This is a genomic window from Parabacteroides sp. AF18-52 (assembly GCF_003479145.1).
Lineage (GTDB): Bacteria > Bacteroidota > Bacteroidia > Bacteroidales > Tannerellaceae > Parabacteroides > Parabacteroides faecis.
The window spans coordinates 24,138-42,440 of the sequence record NZ_QUGR01000029.1; the positions used below are offsets into that span (position 1 = coordinate 24,138).

The following is an 18,303-nucleotide window of genomic DNA, read 5'->3' on the forward strand; positions in this document are numbered from 1 at the left end:
TTTATTTTTGTAAAGCACAAAATCCATTCTCATAAAATAGAAAGACTATTAAATGAAAACGTCTTTATCTCAACCATTCTCCCAGGCACGTACTCTCGAAAGCAATCCGAGAGCATCAGCTCAGGCACCGATGGATGAGATATTGCATACGTACAGGGAACATTTGGGTACCCCTATCTCTTTGCAAAGAACTTTTTTGCCTGTAGGCTACCAGCAAAGGATCATTCAGCGGGTATTGGATAAAGACTCATCGGATATATTTTTCAGAGAGCATTCGCCCAATGATCCACTAGCCTGTTGGGCTACTAATCAGGCGAAAAATAAAGAAGAAGCTGATCTTTTTTATAATTTGGCCGTTTGGAGTACCCGGAACAATTTTGATCTTGAAATGCTCTCCGATTTATTGTCGTTGGATTGGAATAGTGATATTTTATTAGCGTTTATCAATTCTTTAATTGACGCTCCTTTAAACAATGAAACATTTAAACAAAAGATTGAAGTAGCGCGGATATCTTGTTTTTGTAACATGTCGATCAGAGTTGAGTCTTTTCTCCAACTTCCTTGGGAATTTGACAATCTGATCGCTTTAGGCAAGATGTTGCCCGATAATCTTGTAGATGAAACTTTTTGGGCATGTATTAGAATAGCAGAGATCCCCTGTTTTATTAATAGAGAGAAGGAAGTCATAGCCTTTGCTTTGATGCCCAATTGGAGTGTTAAAAAAATACTCTTCCTTGCTCAAGCGTTAGGGACTGACCAAGGCGGTCTCTCTTTCCAATACTGGCTCCTGATAGCTTCCTTACCATCTTTTCAAAACGAAATTGAAGCTGTCGTTTCACTGGCCCAGCTATCTGGTTGGAAGGATTTTAACAAATTTGCTCTAGCCCAACTGTTTAATGTCTCCTCGGCAACTATATTTAAAAGCTGGATCAATGTTGCAACCTGTCATGCTTATTTTGAGAACAAGCCAGCTTTAGTTGCTGCTTTTGCCCAAATACCCAATTGGAATATTGATAATTTACTCCTCCTTGCTCAAGCGTTAGGGACTGACCAAGGCGGTCTCTCTTTCCACTCTTGGCTCAAGATGGCTTCTTATCGATTTTTTTGCAACCAGGTTGAAGCTGTTGTTTCACTGGCTCGGCTATCTGGTTGGGATGAGGTTAACAAGTTAGATCTAGCCCAACAGTTTGATAATTCCTCGGAAGCTATAATTGAAAATTGGATCAGTATTGCAACCTGTCATGCTTATTTTAGGAACAAGCCAACCCAGGTAGCCCAATTTGTTCAAATACCCAAATGGGATATTGATAATTTACTCCTCCTTGCTAAAGCGCTAGGGACTGACCAAGGCGGTCTCTCTTTCCAATACTGGCTCCTGATAGCTTCCTTACCATCTTTTCAAAACAATGTTGGAGCTGTCGTTTCACTGGCTCGGCTATCTGGTTGGAGAAATTTTAACAAATTTGCTCTAGCCCGACTGTTTTATGCCTCCTCGGCAACTATAATTGAAACTTGGATCAGTGTTGCAACCTGTCATGCTTATTTTGAGAACAAGCCAACTTTAGTTGCTGCTTTTGCCCAAATACCCAATTGGAATATTGAGAATTTACTTCTCCTTGCTCAAGCGTTTGCGGAAAATGAGAAAGGACGTTCTTACCAAGACTGGATCATCATTGCCTCTTTACCTATTATATCTAATAATGCTCCAGCTGTCCAGGCCTTTGCTCGGCTTGTCGAATGGGAGATAGACTCGTTACTTTATTTAATCAACAATAGTGTTCCTAAGCAGTGGCCACGGTGTAGTAAGATCGCATCCCTTGACAGTTTTATCAACGATTGCGAATTGGTTCTTAAATTTGCCAATATATCCGATTGGAAGAAAGATTGTTTGTTCTTGCTCGCTAAAGAATATTCAAAAGAATCACAACATATCTGTCCGGTAGAAACATGGATTCAGTTGGCTCAACTTCCCCGATTACTTGAGAATGTAGAATATGTAGTCTGTTTTGTTCAGATCTCCGGTTGGCAGGATATAATATATCCATTCATTGAAGCAGCTCTGACGTGTGTGGACTCCCAGAGACTCTTTACTTGTTTTAACGCGAAGAGTGCACTTTCTGCCATTAATGATCTTGTAAAAGTGTGGGGAGAGATCAAAATAGGAAAAGCTATAGGCCTACTTCTTAATGCAGGGGCTAATATTAATGACGAATTAATTGGAGTTTTAAATTGGCTCCTTCCTTACGACTGGTCGGAAAAAGCTTTTCCCCTATTAATGAATAATATAGGAGATGTAGCCTATTTCAACCAAATTTCTGACTGGGGAAGTATAATATTCCCATTTCTTAATGCAGCTCTGTTGCATGTAAAACCCCCGGCACTCGTTACTTTTTTTAAAACAGACAATGCACTCCCCATTATGACGAGTCTTGTTACCAAATGGGGAGCGGATGGAACCGGAGAAGCGGTCGGTTTGGCTCTTTGTTATAATGGTTCTAGTCTTCCTTTAATCAAAGAATTATTAGATTTGGCTCTTTCTTACGGCTGGCCGTTAGAAGGTTTTAAGACAGGAGTACAATATAGGTTATCTAAGAACGAATGGGTCGAATTCATGAGGATTACTCCTATATTTCAAAAAGAATGGGATGGAACGAATTCGGAAACTAAACTCGTTATAGACTTTGGATATGTTGATTTGCAGCCTACTGAAGAAAGTGTCGAGATCAAACTAAAAATTATTCTAAATCATATAGAAGACGGACATAGTTTTAAATATTTTAAATTCACGACTGATAATTGTTCACGTCATCAATTTAGTTCTATGTTTGATCCGGGTGTGGATATTGCGACCACTATAAAAACTGAGTTTAAAACGATGGAGAAGGAGTATATTAAGGCGTTTTCTGTTATGATTAACAATAAGTTTGAAGAATATCAGTCAGACCCCATAAATGGCTATCTTGCAGGATATAAATGGGATAAAAAAATCGTAGATGTTTCGACTTCTCCGGAACACCAGTGTTGCATTATCGAAGTTTATCAATTTTTTCCGAATGGAGGTGAAGTTTCCTCTCGGGTACTAATGGCTTACGGATATATGTCTGGAAAGATAAAATAAGAAAGTGAGGAAGAAAAATAGATACATAGCCAATCAGAATAACGATTACATTTTTATGATTAAATAAAATAGGTATAAAAATCAAATCTACTTGATTTGTGAGAATAACTAATTATCAAAATGACTAGCTAAAACGATCGTTTTTTTTAGTCATTTTGATTTTTTACAAAACGGTCGTTTATTATTCGGATCAGTTACAATAATCCATAAAAAACACTAGTATGCAAAACAAATTACGCGGATGGCTGGCAGACAACAGCTTAACGGCAGATCCGAAAGACCGGATTCTGGTACTGGACCCCGCAGGTGATGCCGGGCTTGAAGAAATCTACAAAGAGATGCTTGAAGAAGATACAGGACTCAGGCAATAGACTATGACTCATGTCGTTACACTCTTTCAACGTATTGTGGCACGCTTCCTGATGAACGGCTTTAACGTCAATACCGGACTCTTCCATGCAGTGCCCCGTTTTACCGGAATTATCGAACAAGGCATCTGGAACCCCGAAAAGAACGGGATTTACGTCTCTTTCATACAAGATAAAATGATACGCGAAGAGATCGCAAAGACAGAAGTTGTCATAAAGGGAGAAAAGGCCGACGTGATGTATATCAGCGGCGTGGAAGACCGCAGCAACAACATGACCGACGGCAGCATGACACCCGGACGCAACTTCGCCATTTTCGGTGCTTACCTCCGTGTGGTGGGCGACAATGAAACGGTGGGGATCACTTTTCGCAATACCGCTACCGATGCCGTTGTCAAACTCGGCAACGAGATGTTCAGCACCAACGATCCCGGCAAACTGATCTTTATCGTTCCTTCCGAACTAGGGAACGGAACTTACGAACTCACGATAACTACCCAGTATATGAAAGGGAAGAACGCTTTACGCAAAACTCCCCGTGTCATTTCTACCTCTGTATTTGTGGGCGACGGCAGTGGCGGTGGCGACCGTCCCGAGATCGAATAAGTACGCCCCATCCTTTCGCCGTACCCGGACCCCTGGCGTTCCCCTTGCAGGAACCGGGGCGTTCCCGATGCAGCGAAAGGATGGTTCCCGGCAGGGGAACCTGTGCGGTTGCACCGGAGGGAACCAATTTTCGGATAAATAAATTCAAAACAATAAAAAGATGAACAAACAAGAACTTATCAGGCAACTGGCTGCCGATACAGGCATCGACACCAGTCAGGTGCGTGTCGTGCTCGACAGTCTGCTCCGGACGACTACTGCCGTATTGCAGCAGGGCGACAAACTGATGTTTCAAGGCTTCGGCGCCTTTTATCCGGTACAACAAACGGAACGCCCCGGACGTAACCCCAAAACGGGCGAGCCGAAAACGGTCCCTTCCCGCCGGACAGCGAAGTTCCGTCCGGGAATTGCTTTTCTAAAAGATTTGAACAAAGATAAAATAGAATAGAAGTGTTTACTAAAAAAATATAGGGAGTATGAATATGGTAGATAAGCAGCAATGCGACAGGCAACGAAGTGGCTTGTTGCTTTTTTTGTTTTATATAGGGTGGTGGTTTCATAAAGTGGAAAAGATAATACCTACAGGCTCAACCGACCTGTGGCGGAGAACTTCAAAACCGGTAATTGTCTTTTTGATGGTTTCGATGCTGGCTCTTGTCAATATGGCTGTCGTAGAAGCAAGGACGGTTACGATCGATTTGGATCAATTGAAAGATGGGGATAAATCTGAAGTAGATGGGTGGATGTTGTCGACCTATGGAACTACTCTTTGGTTAGAAGAGGCTCAAGCTTTACATCCCCTCTTTTTATTTGTTAAAATCACTACATCTAGTGATTGATTGTCTTCTATCTTTCCTATTCCTTTGCAATCGTAAAATACTAATAGTTCGAACACGATGAAACAACGCTACCTGTATGTCCTGGCTGCCGGCTCTCTTCTTGGTTTACAAACGTTGAAGGCTGACGAAGTGAAAGTGAATATCAACGAGAATGATACGATCAAAACGTATAACATCGATGAGGTCATTGTGACTTCGTCTACGAAAGAGACGAACGATTTACGTTTGTTGCCCGGTTCTGTTTCCATCCTTTCCCCGCAGGCTATTTCAGGACGTCAGATCGATGCGTTGAAAGATATCAGTTCGTTCGTTCCCAACCTGTATATGCCGGACTATGGTTCCAAGATGACTTCGGCTATTTATATCCGGGGTATCGGTGCACGGAGCAGCGGACAGTCGATCGGACTGTATGTGGATAACGTGCCGTATCTGGATAAGAGCACATTCGATTTTGAACTCAATGATATTCAGCGTATGGAAGTGTTGCGTGGTCCGCAGGGGACTTTGTACGGACGTAATGCGATGGGAGGGATCGTGAATATTTATACACTTTCGCCGTTAAATTATCAGGGAACCAAAATCTCCTTATCCGGTGGAAATTATGGGGCATTCAAGGTGAAGGCTTCGCATTACAATAAATTGAGCGACCATGTCGGTATTTCTCTTAGCGGTTATTACGACCGGAATGACGGATTCTTTGTCAACGAATATAATAATACCCGGGCTGATAAAGAAGAATCGGCAGGTGGTCGTTTCAAACTGGACTGGCTTATCAAGCCGAACCTGAAAGCGCAATATACATTCAACTACGACTATGTCAATCAACGGGCTTTTCCTTACGGACTGTATGATAAGGCAACAGGGACGGTCGCTCCGATACGCATCAACGATCCCAGTTCCTATGAACGGAATATGCTGAATAATAGCCTTTATCTGGAATGGAAAACGGATAAGATACTGCTTTCTTCCACTACTGCCTACCAGTATCTGAAGGATGATATGAAGATGGACCAGGATTATACGGAAAAGTCGGTATTTACCTTGAACCAGAAGCAGAAACAATATGCGTGGAGTGAAGAGGTGGCGATCCGATCCAATCATAAAAAGAACTATCAATGGAGCTTCGGGGCATACGGTTTCTATAATAGTCTGAATACGGACGGACCGGTTATCTTTAAGGAGGATGGCCTGGAAGGTGTTTTGCAGAAGGCATTTGATGAAATGGTCAAGAATCCGAAACTGACGGTGTATGGAGATGATAAGAAGCAGATTTATTTCCCCGGTTATTTTAAAACTCCGACATTTGGTTTTGCTGCTTTTCATCAATCTACTTACAATAATTTGTTTGTAGAAGGATTGTCTGTAACAGCCGGTATCCGTTTGGATTATGAAAAAGCGAAGCTGAATTATGATTCGGCCGTAGATAGCATGAAGATCGGGGTAAAAGTAGGGCCACGTCCGGAAATTGTTTTACCCGTCGATACCCGCTTGGAGGGAAAGACATCACAGGATTTTTTGCAAGTCTTGCCTAAAGTCTCGTTGCGTTATCAGTGCAGTCCGGGAACATTTACATATATTTCTGTTGCCAGAGGGTATAAAACCGGAGGGTATAATGTACAGATGTTTGGTGATTTGGTGCAGGAATATGCACGTTATGATTTGATGAATAAATTCATGCCTGCTATGGCTGAAAATTATAAGCCGTCGGCTGTGGAAGATGTGGCTTCTTATAAGCCGGAACATAGCTGGAATTATGAATTAGGTGTCCGTAGCGAATTGATAAAAGACCGGCTGAATGCTGAGTTGACACTTTTCTATATGGATATACAGGATATTCAGTTAACTACATTTGCAAAGACAGGTAGCGGCCGTATGATCACCAACGGCGGTAAAGCCGATAGCTATGGCGTGGAAGTAAGTCTTCGCAGCCGTATTGCCGAGGGATTGACTGCCGATCTGAATTATGGTTTTACCCGCGCTACTTTCCGTGATTACCTGGCGATCGACCGGGAAAGCAAACAGGAAGTGAACTACAAGGATAATTTTGTCCCTTACACGCCGCGCCATACTGTGAGCCTGGGACTTCAATATACGAAGTTATTACGTAATTGCTGGCTGGATCAGTTTACCGTCTCTGCACAATGTTCCGGAGCAGGGAAGATCTTCTGGACGGAAAAGAATGATATCAGCCAGGATTTTTATGCCGTATTGAATGCGAAGGCAGGTGTGCGCAAAGGTGCTGTCAGCCTGAATGTATGGAGCCGCAATATAACGAATACGGATTATCAGGCTTTTTATTTCGAATCATTCGATAATTCATTTATACAAAAAGGCAAACCGTTCCAGATCGGGGCAGAGGTTGCGGTAACTTTCTAAAATAAATTATATGAAGGTATTATTCTTGTTCTGTTGTCTGTCGCTCTCTGTTTCCTTGGTAAAAGCAGATGATCAGGATACCACGAAAGTCCGTCAGATCGATTTGAACGAGGTTGTAGTCCAGTCATTCAAACAAAACAGGGATCTGCGCCTGGAGCCGCTGTCGGCATCGTCTGTTACCGGTACAGCCATACAGAATAAGAACATTACAAGTATCAAGGAATTCAGTTCATTCATTCCGAACCTCTTTATGCCTGATTACGGCTCGAAGCTGACCTCTCCGGTCTATATCCGCGGGGTCGGTTCAAAGATCAACGCTCCTTCCGTCGGGCTTTATGTGGATGGTATCCCTTACTTTGAAAAGTCGGCATTCGATTTTGACTTTGCTGAAATAGACCGTGTCGAAGTATTGCGCGGGCCGCAGGGAACCTTATACGGACGTAATACGATGGGAGGGATCATCAACGTATATACCAAATCCCCCCTGAAGTTTCAGGGAATGAACGCCTCGATCTCCAACGGAACGTACGGTGTCCGCGATTATGCCCTTTCCCGCTATGCGAAGATAGGGGAGAAATTCGGCTATTCCCTTTCTGCCGATTATAACAGGAGCGACGGCTATTTCACCAATACCTTTACCGACAAGAAGGCCGATGACCAGAAAAGTGGTTCCGGGCGTATTCGTCTGGAATGGCAGCCGACGCAGCAATGGTCGCTGGGTTTGATGAGTTCCTACGATTATTCCAAACAGGGAGGATACCCTTATGCAGTCTGCGATTCGCTGACCCATAAGCCCGGTGAGGTAAACTATAACGACTATAGTTTTTATAAACGCGTTCTGTCGACAACCGGCCTGACGGCAGAGTATAAAGGAACCGGATATAGCCTGAGCAGTAAAACAGCCTTTCAATATTTGTCGGACCATCAGGGTATCGACCAGGATTTTTCTCCGGCAAGCGTTTATTTTGCCCGGCAAGACCAGAAGCAGAAGATGTTTTCGGAAGAGCTGAATCTGAAATCGACAACGGCCAATCGGTATAAATGGCTGTTCGGTGCTTTCGGATTCTGGCAGGGGATCGATAATACGGTGATACTCGATTATCTGGCACAAAAATACACAACCCGCAAATTCTATGATACGCCGACTTATGGCTTTGCCCTGTATCACCAGTCCACTTTCGATGATCTGTTGTTCGACGGCCTCTCCGCTACTTTCGGTATACGGTATGATTACGAACGTGCTTCTACCGATTTTGTCGGTTTCAAAGATACGGAAGAGAAAACGGAACAATCGGATGCTTTCTACAGTAAACTGAAATTCAGCCAGGTGACGCCTAAGTTTGCCTTACAATATCTATTCCCGTCTTCCGGTATCCTTTATGCGACTGTGACCAAAGGATATAAGACCGGCGGATTCAATACCTCTTTCGAACGTGAAGAGGATCGCTCTTTCCGCCCGGAAACAAGCTGGAACTACGAGATAGGCGGTAAGCATCCATTTCTGGATAACCGCTTGCGTGCCGATATCGCTTTCTTCTGGATCGACTGGAAGAATCAGCAGATCAGCCAGACCCTTCCCTCCGGACGCGGTTCGATGTTGACCAATGCCGGACGGAGCGAGAGTAAAGGGGTAGAGGTTAGCTTGCAGGGGAATCCGGTGAACGGGCTGATGGTGCAGGTGAATTATGGTTTCACCCATGCTACGTTTAAGGAGTATGTCGATGAGAAGAAAAAGATCGATTATTCGGGCAATTATCTCCCGATGGTGCCTTCGCATACCTTTGCCGTCGGTGCCGATTATACGATTCCGACACCTTGTTCCCATATCGACCGTATCATGATCAGTACGAATTTTACCGGAGTGGGACGGATCCACTGGAAAGAGGATAACAAAGTTTCCCAACCTTTTTACGGACAATTGAACGGAAAAGTGTCAATAACCAAAGGATTCGCTACCTTTGCAATCTGGGCAAAGAATATCACCGATACACAATATACCGCTTTTTATTTCGAATCGGCAGGAAAAGGTCTGGCACAGTCGGGCCGGCCGTTTACGATTGGCGGAAGTGTGGCGATAGCACTTTGATATGGCTTACATCTGATAAGATATGATACAAAAAAATAAAGCGTTTAATCTCGGAACTTTCTTCTGTCTGTATATTGCGCAGACCATTCCGATGAGTTTTTTCTCTACCGTGATCCCGGTGATGATGAGGCAGGAGAATTTCTCTTTGTCAGCCATCGGATTGCTGCAACTGATCAAGCTGCCCTGGATCCTGAAGTTCCTGTGGTCGCCGATGGTGGACCGTCATGCCCGGACAACGGGCGATTACAAGCGGTGGATCTTCTCTTCTGAGCTGATCTATGCCATCCTGATCTTTGCCGTAGCTTTCCTCGATTTTAAAACTGACTTTTATACCATCATCGCTTTGATCATCGTATCTTTTATCGCTTCAGCCACACAGGACATTGCGACCGATGCACTGGCGGTTCTTTCTTTCAACCGGAAGGATAAGAGCCTGGTGAACAGTATGCAGTCGATGGGCAGCTTCGGCGGTTCGATGATCGGCGGCGGGGTGTTGCTGCTGTTGTTTAAGCAATTGGGCTGGAACAGCCTGCTGCCGTGTGTGGCTCTGTTCGTGATCGTGGCTTTGCTTCCGTTGCTGTTCAACCGCGGCCTGGAGATTGCTCCGAAAGATACACATGAAAGGGCGAAGAAAGCAGATGTCTTTTATTTCTTTACCCAAAAGAATATATGGAAACAGATCGGTTTCCTGTTCCTCTATTATTCCGGCCTGATCGGTACACTGGCGATGTTGAAGCCTTATCTGGTCGACCTGGGATATTCCATGAAAGAGATCGGGGTGATGAGTGGCGTGGTCGGAACTTCCTTCGGTTTTGTTTTTTCTTTTATCGGAGGGTTTGTCGTACGGCGGATCGGGCGGCATTGGGCGCGTATCCTGTTTTCCGTCTTTGTATTGCTTGCCACGCTTTACTTCCTGGGGCTTTCATATGTTATTCCGACGCTCGGCATGTTGTATGCCGGTATTGCCTTGCTTTGGGGGAGTTACGGCATGGCGACGATCGTTGTTTATACTACGGCGATGGATTGCGTACGCCCCGGACGGGAAGGTACCGACTTTACGATACAGACAGTCATTACCCATTTGAGCGGGATGCTGATGGCGATATTGAGCGGAAAGATTGCCGACCATACCGGCTATCACGGATTGTTTTTCTTTGAAGTCAGCCTGGCTGTCTTGTCGCTTGCTTATATATTGATCGTGTTCAGAAAAGAGAAAGAAACAGCATAGTTATGATACAGGACTTATTACAGAAATATAATGTGCCGGTTCCGAGATATACCAGTTATCCCCCGGCCAATTATTTTACGGATACATTTACAAATACGGATTATGAATCTGCCATAGAAGCCTCTAACACCGCCAGTCCGGGACACATCTCATTTTATGTGCATATTCCTTTTTGCCGTCATCTTTGCCATTATTGCGGATGTAATTCGTTTGCGATGATGAACCGGGATGTGGTAGAACGTTATATAGAAGCTGTACATGAGGAGATCGACCGGGTGAAAGAGCGTCTGGCTCCCGGACGGAAAATCTCCCAGATCCATTATGGCGGAGGAAGCCCTACGGCAATGCCGGTGTATGTGTTGAAGGAACTGAACGAGCATCTGCTATCCGGTTTTGAGACGATCGATCAGCCGGAAATAGCAGTGGAATGCCACCCCGGATATCTGGACGAAGAATATTGGCAATGCCTGACAGAAGCCGGTTTTAACCGCTTTAGCCTGGGGGTCCAGGATTTCGATGAGAAAGTATTGAAGACGGTAAACCGCCGTCCGGCCTTGCTTCCGGTTGAAATGATCTTCCGGATACTACGCAGCAAAGGTGCACGTATCAATATGGATTTTATTTACGGACTGCCTTTCCAGACAGCCGAAAGCTTCTCCGAAACCATCACCCGGGCGGCTGTTTTACAACCCGACCGTCTGGTCACTTTCTCTTATGCCCATGTCCCCTGGGTCAACCGGCAACAGTTGATCCTGGAAAAAGCCGGGCTTCCGGCCAGTGAGGAAAAGAGCCGCATGTTTGAAGCTGCCAAAGAAATATTAGGTGGCAACGGTTATAAAACGATCGGACTGGATCATTTTGTCCGCAAAGATGACGAACTCTACACAGCCCGGCAAAACGGACAGTTACACCGTAACTTTCAGGGCTATTGTACCCGCCGTGCGACAGGACAAGTGTATGCTTTCGGAGTGACGGGTATAAGTCAGTTGAGTTCCGCCTATACACAAAACAGCAAAGACATCAATCGATATATCGAACAGATCGGGAGCGGTTCGTTTGCTATAACGAAAGGATACACACTGAATCGTGACGAACAGATTACCCGCGAAGTGATCGAAACGTTGATGTGTAATTATACATTGAACTGGCAGGAAGTGGCAATCCGTCTGTCTTGTCCGGTAGATGAGGTAAAGGCAGCAACGGCCTATGATGAGAATCGCATACGGGAGTTTGCCGAAGATGGTCTGATCGAATATGACGATGATCATATCCGCATGACTTCCGAAGGTGCCCTTTTTGTTCGTAATGTGGCTGCATCGCTGGATAAACTGATGCTTCACTCAAATAAATCATTTTCAAAACCAGTCTGATATGAAACAGCATACTACGGATATTCTGATAATCGGAGCCGGATTGACCGGTTTGACCACCGCTTTTCATCTCGTGCGGGGAGGAAAACAAGTACATATTCTGGAATGTAACGACCGGGTAGGAGGACAGATACATACTTTCCGGGAAGATGGTTTCATCTTTGAAAGCGGTCCTAATACAGGAGTCGTTTCTTATCCGGAAGTGGCAGAATTGTTTTCGGCTCTATCTCCGGCATGTCAATTGGAGACGGCCCATGACGAGGCGAAGTGCCGCCTCATCTGGAAAGGAAATTCATTCCGTGCGTTGCCTTCCGGCCTGTTCAGTGCCGTGACAACCCCCTTATTCACGTTGAGTGATAAATTCCGTATCCTGGGAGAACCCTTCCGTGCCAAAGGTATGAATCCGGATGAATCGGTAGGAGAACTGGCCGCCCGGCGTTTAGGAAAGTCTTTCCTGAATTATGCGGTCGATCCGTTTTTATCCGGCGTCTATGCGGGCGATCCGCTGAAGCTGGTTACTCGTTATGCTTTACCTAAATTATACAATCTGGAACAGCAATACGGTGGATTTATCAAGGGAACGATCGCAAAAGCCCGGTTGCCTAAAACGGACCGTGACCGGCTGGCAACCAAGAAGGTATTTTCCGCATCCGGTGGTTTGGAAAATCTGGTGAAGGCTATGGAAGAAACCATCGGCCGCCCGAATATCACGCTATCGGCTTCCGGTATCACGATCCGTCCGTCGGAAAATGGCTGGCAGGCTACTTATAAAACATCGGAAGGGGAGCAAACCCTTCATGCCAATACGGTGGTAACGACCTGCGGTGCTTATACATTGTCGGCTCTGTTACCGTTTATCCCCGCAGTAGATATGGATAAGATCAGCAACCTGCAATATGCCCCGGTAGTACAAGTTAGCGTCGGTATCCGTAATACAGGGAATTTACATTTTAATGCTTTCGGGGGGCTGGTCCCTTCCTGTGAAAAGAAAGATGTGTTGGGAATCCTTTTTCCGGCAGCCTGTTTCGATAACCGGGCACCGAAAGGAGGGGCGCTCTTCTCTTTCTTTATCGGTGGTGTCAAACGCTCGGAACTGACCCGTTTGACGGATGACGAGTTGAAGGCTTTGGTGATACATGAGTTCCATGCGATGTTGAAATTCCCGATCGGGATACAGCCGGATATGATCCGTATTTTCCGCCATGCCCATGCTATCCCTCAATATGAATTAAGCAGTGGTGAACGTTTTGCTACGATCGATAAACTACAAACACGCTATCCCGGTCTGATACTGGCTGGTAATATCAAAGGCGGTATCGGTATGGCCGACCGGATCCGGCAGGCAACAGGTATTGCTGAAAACTTGCTCATGTAAGTCAAAATTACTTTCTTTGTAAAAAAGACAAGTTCATGGATGATATGGATAAGATGGTCGAGATTGCACGGTTTCAATACCCGGCCGAGGCACAAACGTTGATAGCGTTGCTCAAATCGGAAGGGATCGAGTGTTATCTGCGAAACGAATACACGAGTCAGTTATATGCCAGCTATGTGGATGTCGGTGGTGCTCGTGTGGAGATCCTGGAAAGTGATGTGCCTGAAGCTTTGGAGATTATGAAAGCCGGTGGATATGATATACCGGAGGAAGACGAAGAAGCAGAGCAGATACAGGTTGTAGCCGGTTGGGCACGTCATATCCCTTTTCTACGTAATTATACGTTGGAAAAGCAAATTGTCATCTTATTCGTGATTATTGCTGTACTTTTGGTATTATTGATCTTTTTTGGATCACAAATCTCATCTAACTAAACAAATGTAACCAATGGCCCGTAGAAAGATTACAAATAGTCAGGCGGTATGTCTCACCCTTTTGTGGGGTGTTTTAGCCTACATGCTGCTTGTTTACAGTGAAGAGATCACATTTGATGTGATTTTTGCCCTGGTAGCATCAGCTATCATTGTGTTCGTTCCTGTCTATAAAAACATAAAACGTAGAAATGAGTGACATTTAGTTATTATTGCCCCTTTAAAATGTCTAAATGATATTTTTTTATCATTTTTTCTTTCAAATATTTGCTAGTTTGAAAAAATGGCTTACCTTTGCGACGTTCTTGAATGAAGGACGTTAAATAGCAAATTGGTATAACATTCTAAATAAACAGTTCTTATGAAGGCAAATGAAGTTTTAGACAACTTAAAAAGAAGATTTCCTAACGAACCCGAGTATCATCAGGCAGTTGCAGAAGTTTTAGGCACAATTGAAGAAGCCTATAACGAACATCCTGAATTTGAAAAAAGCAACCTGATCGAGCGTCTCTGTATTCCTGATCGTATTTTCTCATTCCGTGTAACCTGGGTGGACGATAAAGGACAAGTACAGACAAACATGGGTTATCGTATCCAGCATAACAACGTGATTGGCCCGTACAAAGGCGGTATTCGTTTCCATGCTTCGGTAAATCAGTCTATCCTTAAGTTTCTGGCTTTCGAACAGACTTTCAAGAACTCATTGACTACACTGCCGATGGGTGGTGGTAAAGGTGGTGCCGACTTCAGCCCGCGTGGTAAATCAAATGCTGAGATCATGCGTTTCTGCCAGGCATTCGTAATGGAATTGTGGCGTCACATTGGTCCGGACACAGACGTTCCTGCAGGTGATATCGGTGTCGGTGGACGTGAAGTGGCTTATATGTATGGTATGTACAAAAAACTGGCTCGCGAAAACACTGGTACATTCACTGGTAAAGGTATTGAATTCGGTGGTTCGCTGATCCGTCCGGAAGCAACAGGTTACGGTAATGTTTACTTCCTGTTGGAAATGTTGAAGACTCGTAACATCGATATCAAAGGCAAGGTGGTTGCTGTTTCCGGTTCAGGTAACGTAGCTCAGTACACAGTTGAAAAACTGATCGAACTGGGAGCTAAACCGGTTACTATGTCAGATTCTGACGGTTATATCTATGATCCGGACGGTATCGACCGTGAAAAACTGGATTATATCATGGAATTGAAGAACCTGTATCGTGGACGTATCCGCGAATATGCAGAAAAATATGGTTGCAAATATGTTCAGGGTGCACGCCCCTGGGGGGAAAAATGCGATATCGCTATGCCGAGTGCCACTCAGAACGAATTGAATGGCGACGATGCCAAGGCATTGTTGGCAAACGGATGTTTCGCTGTATCTGAAGGTGCTAACATGCCTTCTACTCCGGAAGCGATCGATGCATTCCTGGAAGCTAAGATCCTGTACGCTCCGGGTAAGGCTGCTAACGCTGGTGGTGTTTCTGTATCAGGTTTGGAAATGACTCAGAACGCAATGAAGCTGAGCTGGACAAGAGAAGAAGTAGACGAAAAACTGAAAGGTATCATGAAGTCTATCCACGAACAGTGTGTAAAATACGGAACACAGGCTGACGGAACTGTAAACTATGTGAAGGGTGCAAACGTTGCCGGCTTCATGAAGGTTGCAAAAGCAATGATGGCGCAAGGTATCTTATAATTGACAAAAATGCCGGTTACAATATAGATTTTTGGTCATGGAAAAAGGGAGTCGAAACGGCTCCCTTTTTTATTTTATTTCTTACAGTTTTTTTATTCTACGTATAAAACCAGTCCTTTCAGATATTCTCCTTCCGGATGGTAAATATTCACCGGGTGATCGGCAGGTTGTGTCAATTGATGCAGGATGCGGACGCTGCGTCCCGATTGTGCAGCGGCACTGAATACCGCTAACCGGAAATTCTCTTTACTCACAACTTGCGAGCAGGAGAATGTGAACAGGATACCTCCCGGTTTGATCTTTTCGAAAGCGATCGCATTTAATTTACGATATCCCTGCAACGCATTGCGAAGTACATTTTTATGTTTGGCAAAGGCTGGAGGGTCCAGAATGATCAGGTCGTAATTACTTCCCATCTTTTCCAGGTATTTAAAAGCATCTTCCGCAAAAGCCTTATGACGGGGATCGCCCGGGAAATTCAACTCCACATTCTTATTGGTCAGCGAGATCGCTTTGGCAGAACTGTCTACCGAATGAACGATTTCTGCACCGCCGCGCATCGCATAGAATGAGAAACCGCCTGTGTAGCAGAACATATTCAATACCGAATGACCTTTCGCATACTTTTCCAGTAACGAACGGTTCTCACGCTGGTCGACGAAGAATCCGGTCTTTTGGCCTTTCTGCCAGTCCACACAGAATTTCAATCCGTTCTCGATGGCAATATCTTCAACCTCTCCGCCATACAAATAACCGTCTTCGCTTCCGAGATTCGCTTTGTAAGGAAGGGTTGCTTCCGATTTGTAGTAAATATTCTGTAGTGAATCTCCCAATACCGTTTTTAAAGCTTCGGCAATATTGTGACGGGCATAATGCATACCGACCGAATGCGCCTGCATAACAGCAGTATGGGCATACATGTCGATGACGAGTCCCGGAAGATTATCACCTTCCCCATGAATCAGACGATACGTATTATTGTTTTCCACACCGGCTAGTCCCAGTTCACGCCGTAGATCATAAGCAATACGGATACGATTCGTCCAGAAATCCGCATCGATCGCGGCTTGCTTGAACGACAAAATACGTACGGCAATACTACCGATCTGATAGTGGCCGATAGCCAGGAAACGCTGGTTTGCACCGTACACTTCTACCACATCGCCCTCTTCCGGGTTACCTTCAATGCTCTGGATCGCTCCGGAGAATACCCAGGGATGGAAGCGCAGTAACGATTCTTCCTTTTTCGGTTTGAGAAAGATTTTACAATAATTCATTCTGTATTATTTATCTTGATTCAATTGGTTGTATATTCTCAGGCAAGCCCAGGCGTCGAGGGCAGCATATTTTTTCTGTTGTTCGGTCAGTACATCTGCCTCCCAGTTACTCAGGCGTTGTCCTTTCGATATCTTTTTGTCGAAAAGGATCGCATATATCTTTTGCAGGCTGGCATCCTCGATACCGAACTGTCCGACGTAATTCTGCAGATCCAGGAAGTTTGCCGGTTTGATATCCGTCCGTTTCCGCATGGCGCCGAAGTCATCACGCAGGGAAAGACCTATTTTCAGTATCTTTTCATTCACCAGAAAATCTTCCAATGACTGCGGAATGCCGATCCGGTTCAGCCGGAAAAGGAAGCAAGCCTCATCCGTCGAGATCTGCATCAACGAAATTTTATAACGTGTCCCTTTTTTAAAACTGGGGCGCGTTTCCGTATCGAAACCCACGGCCTCGAATCCGGATAAATAGCTAACGGCTTTATCACTGTCTTTCTCTGTATCGATCACGATAATCCGTCCTAAAAATTCTTCTATCTCAAGAAGTGATATTTCTTCCTTTGTTATTGTGTGTGTATATTGTGTCATCATTCCTCGTTCGTTTCAATAATTTCATCATCGCTGTAACGGGCAGCGTGAAGTGCTTTCAGTGCGTTTAAGAGTTGCTGTCCCCAGAACTCCTGGAAATTGGTACGGCATAAGGCAATAGACTGAAGCATGACTTCTTCGTTTCCCTGACGGAAAAGTGAAACGAAATTCCCGACATCCTGATAAACATCGGCGAGGTTTTCAGAGATAAATGCAGCGATAGGCGTATCGCTGTATTGCATATCCGGATGGAAGGTTTCCAGATAGGAATCCTTCTCTCCCAGCAGTTCAGCAATCCGGTTACGAACAGATTCATACATGTCTTCCGTAACGGTCAGCTCCGGTTCGTCATCTTCGTCCGGTTCTACTTCCGGTAGAAGTGTTGCTTTCAGATAAAGTAACGGCAATAGTTTGACAGCTTTGTCCATAAAATCGAACAGCTCTCTTTCTCCGGCTGTTTCAACAAATGTACAAAACTCCAGCGCTACAGTTACAAACTCCAGCGTATTACGTTCGTATATAGGGTTGTTCTCCTTTTCCATGTTACTTCTTATGGTGTACCTAAGATTTCTAACTTGCAAAAGTAACAAATATATTGCGATAATCAGAATTATTAATTCTTAATTAAGGTCTAATAAAAAAGATGGTCTCTTGGATTTGTCTGTTTGTCACATTTATAGTCGCTGTTGATTAACCTTGGGAGAAATACGTAAGAAACGATAAAAAACAAGTGATCAGAAGAATAATTATCCTCTTTCTGTTGTATATTTGTAAAGGATGAAATCAGCGGCTGATAATTGTCAGCCGATCGGTCGATGATTATGAGCCAATCGGTCGATAATTATCAGCTATATGGCCGACGGTTATCAACCACTGATTACTCGCCGTTGTCCTGTCCTGAAATAAGTTGACAAAACACCACGGTAAACTTATGTCAGAATCGAA

General features: G+C 44.5%; 14 protein-coding genes and 1 pseudogene. 12 read left to right on the forward strand and 3 right to left on the reverse strand.

Annotation, left to right across the window (positions count from 1 at the left end; translation table 11 throughout):
* The first annotated feature begins 52 nt into the window (after positions 1–52).
* The 12 genes and pseudogenes from DWX23_RS24290 to DWX23_RS24345 all read left to right on the forward strand — a co-directional run bounded on the left by DWX23_RS24290 (position 53) and on the right by DWX23_RS24345 (position 15,493).
* The gene (locus DWX23_RS24290; protein ID WP_122376411.1) at positions 53–3,118 is read left to right on the forward strand and encodes a hypothetical protein; all 3,066 of its coding nucleotides are present in this window, start codon (positions 53–55) and stop codon (positions 3,116–3,118) included.
* A 221-nt stretch (positions 3,119–3,339) separates the two neighbouring features.
* Positions 3,340–4,092, forward strand: a pseudogene (locus DWX23_RS24295) (DNA-binding domain-containing protein).
* Positions 4,093–4,234: 142 nt separating this feature from the next.
* Positions 4,235–4,540 carry an HU family DNA-binding protein gene (locus DWX23_RS24300; protein WP_305036998.1) on the forward strand — a complete coding sequence of 102 codons (306 nt, stop codon included), beginning with the start codon at positions 4,235–4,237 and terminating at the stop codon, positions 4,538–4,540.
* Positions 4,541–4,568: 28 nt separating this feature from the next.
* Positions 4,569–4,931, forward strand: a complete 363-nt coding sequence (locus tag DWX23_RS24305; RefSeq protein WP_122376413.1) for a hypothetical protein — start codon at positions 4,569–4,571, stop codon at positions 4,929–4,931.
* Positions 4,932–4,988: 57 nt separating this feature from the next.
* Entirely contained in the window at positions 4,989–7,307 is a 2,319-nt protein-coding gene (locus tag DWX23_RS24310; RefSeq protein ID WP_122376414.1) for a TonB-dependent receptor, read from the forward strand.
* Positions 7,308–7,317: 10 nt separating this feature from the next.
* Positions 7,318–9,393: a TonB-dependent receptor gene (locus tag DWX23_RS24315; RefSeq protein WP_122376415.1), complete on the forward strand. Its 2,076-nt coding sequence runs from the start codon at positions 7,318–7,320 to the stop codon at positions 9,391–9,393.
* A 22-nt stretch (positions 9,394–9,415) separates the two neighbouring features.
* Complete coding sequence (locus tag DWX23_RS24320; protein WP_122376416.1) at positions 9,416–10,621, forward strand: MFS transporter; 1,206 nt, start codon at positions 9,416–9,418, stop codon at positions 10,619–10,621.
* A 2-nt stretch (positions 10,622–10,623) separates the two neighbouring features.
* On the forward strand, positions 10,624–11,991 hold the full coding sequence (gene hemN / locus DWX23_RS24325) for an oxygen-independent coproporphyrinogen III oxidase (protein WP_122376417.1): 1,368 nt from the start codon (positions 10,624–10,626) through the stop codon (positions 11,989–11,991).
* 1 nt (position 11,992) lies between these two features.
* Positions 11,993–13,366, forward strand: coding sequence for a protoporphyrinogen oxidase (gene hemG / locus DWX23_RS24330; protein WP_122376418.1), 1,374 nt, complete (start codon positions 11,993–11,995; stop codon positions 13,364–13,366).
* Between the two features lie 44 nt (positions 13,367–13,410).
* Positions 13,411–13,800: a DUF2007 domain-containing protein gene (locus tag DWX23_RS24335; protein ID WP_122355705.1), complete on the forward strand. Its 390-nt coding sequence runs from the start codon at positions 13,411–13,413 to the stop codon at positions 13,798–13,800.
* 13 nt (positions 13,801–13,813) lie between these two features.
* Positions 13,814–13,996 (forward strand): hypothetical protein, encoded by a 183-nt coding sequence (locus DWX23_RS24340; RefSeq protein WP_122355590.1) that lies wholly within the window; start codon positions 13,814–13,816, stop codon positions 13,994–13,996.
* 162 nt (positions 13,997–14,158) lie between these two features.
* On the forward strand, positions 14,159–15,493 hold the full coding sequence (locus DWX23_RS24345) for an NADP-specific glutamate dehydrogenase (protein ID WP_122355588.1): 1,335 nt from the start codon (positions 14,159–14,161) through the stop codon (positions 15,491–15,493).
* Between the two features lie 92 nt (positions 15,494–15,585).
* Here DWX23_RS24345 and DWX23_RS24350 read toward each other — a convergent pair whose 3' ends face one another.
* From DWX23_RS24350 to DWX23_RS24360, 3 genes are read right to left on the reverse strand one after another with little or no spacing between them, the layout of a single operon-like run.
* On the reverse strand, positions 15,586–16,770 hold the full coding sequence (locus tag DWX23_RS24350) for a class I SAM-dependent rRNA methyltransferase (protein ID WP_122355586.1): 1,185 nt from the start codon (positions 16,768–16,770) through the stop codon (positions 15,586–15,588).
* Between the two features lie 6 nt (positions 16,771–16,776).
* Entirely contained in the window at positions 16,777–17,361 is a 585-nt protein-coding gene (locus DWX23_RS24355) for a 3'-5' exonuclease (RefSeq protein ID WP_122376419.1), read from the reverse strand.
* On the reverse strand, positions 17,358–17,900 hold the full coding sequence (locus tag DWX23_RS24360; RefSeq protein ID WP_122355582.1) for a DUF5063 domain-containing protein: 543 nt from the start codon (positions 17,898–17,900) through the stop codon (positions 17,358–17,360). The genes DWX23_RS24355 and DWX23_RS24360 overlap by 4 nt, the downstream gene beginning before the upstream one ends.
* Positions 17,901–18,303 lie beyond the last annotated feature (403 nt).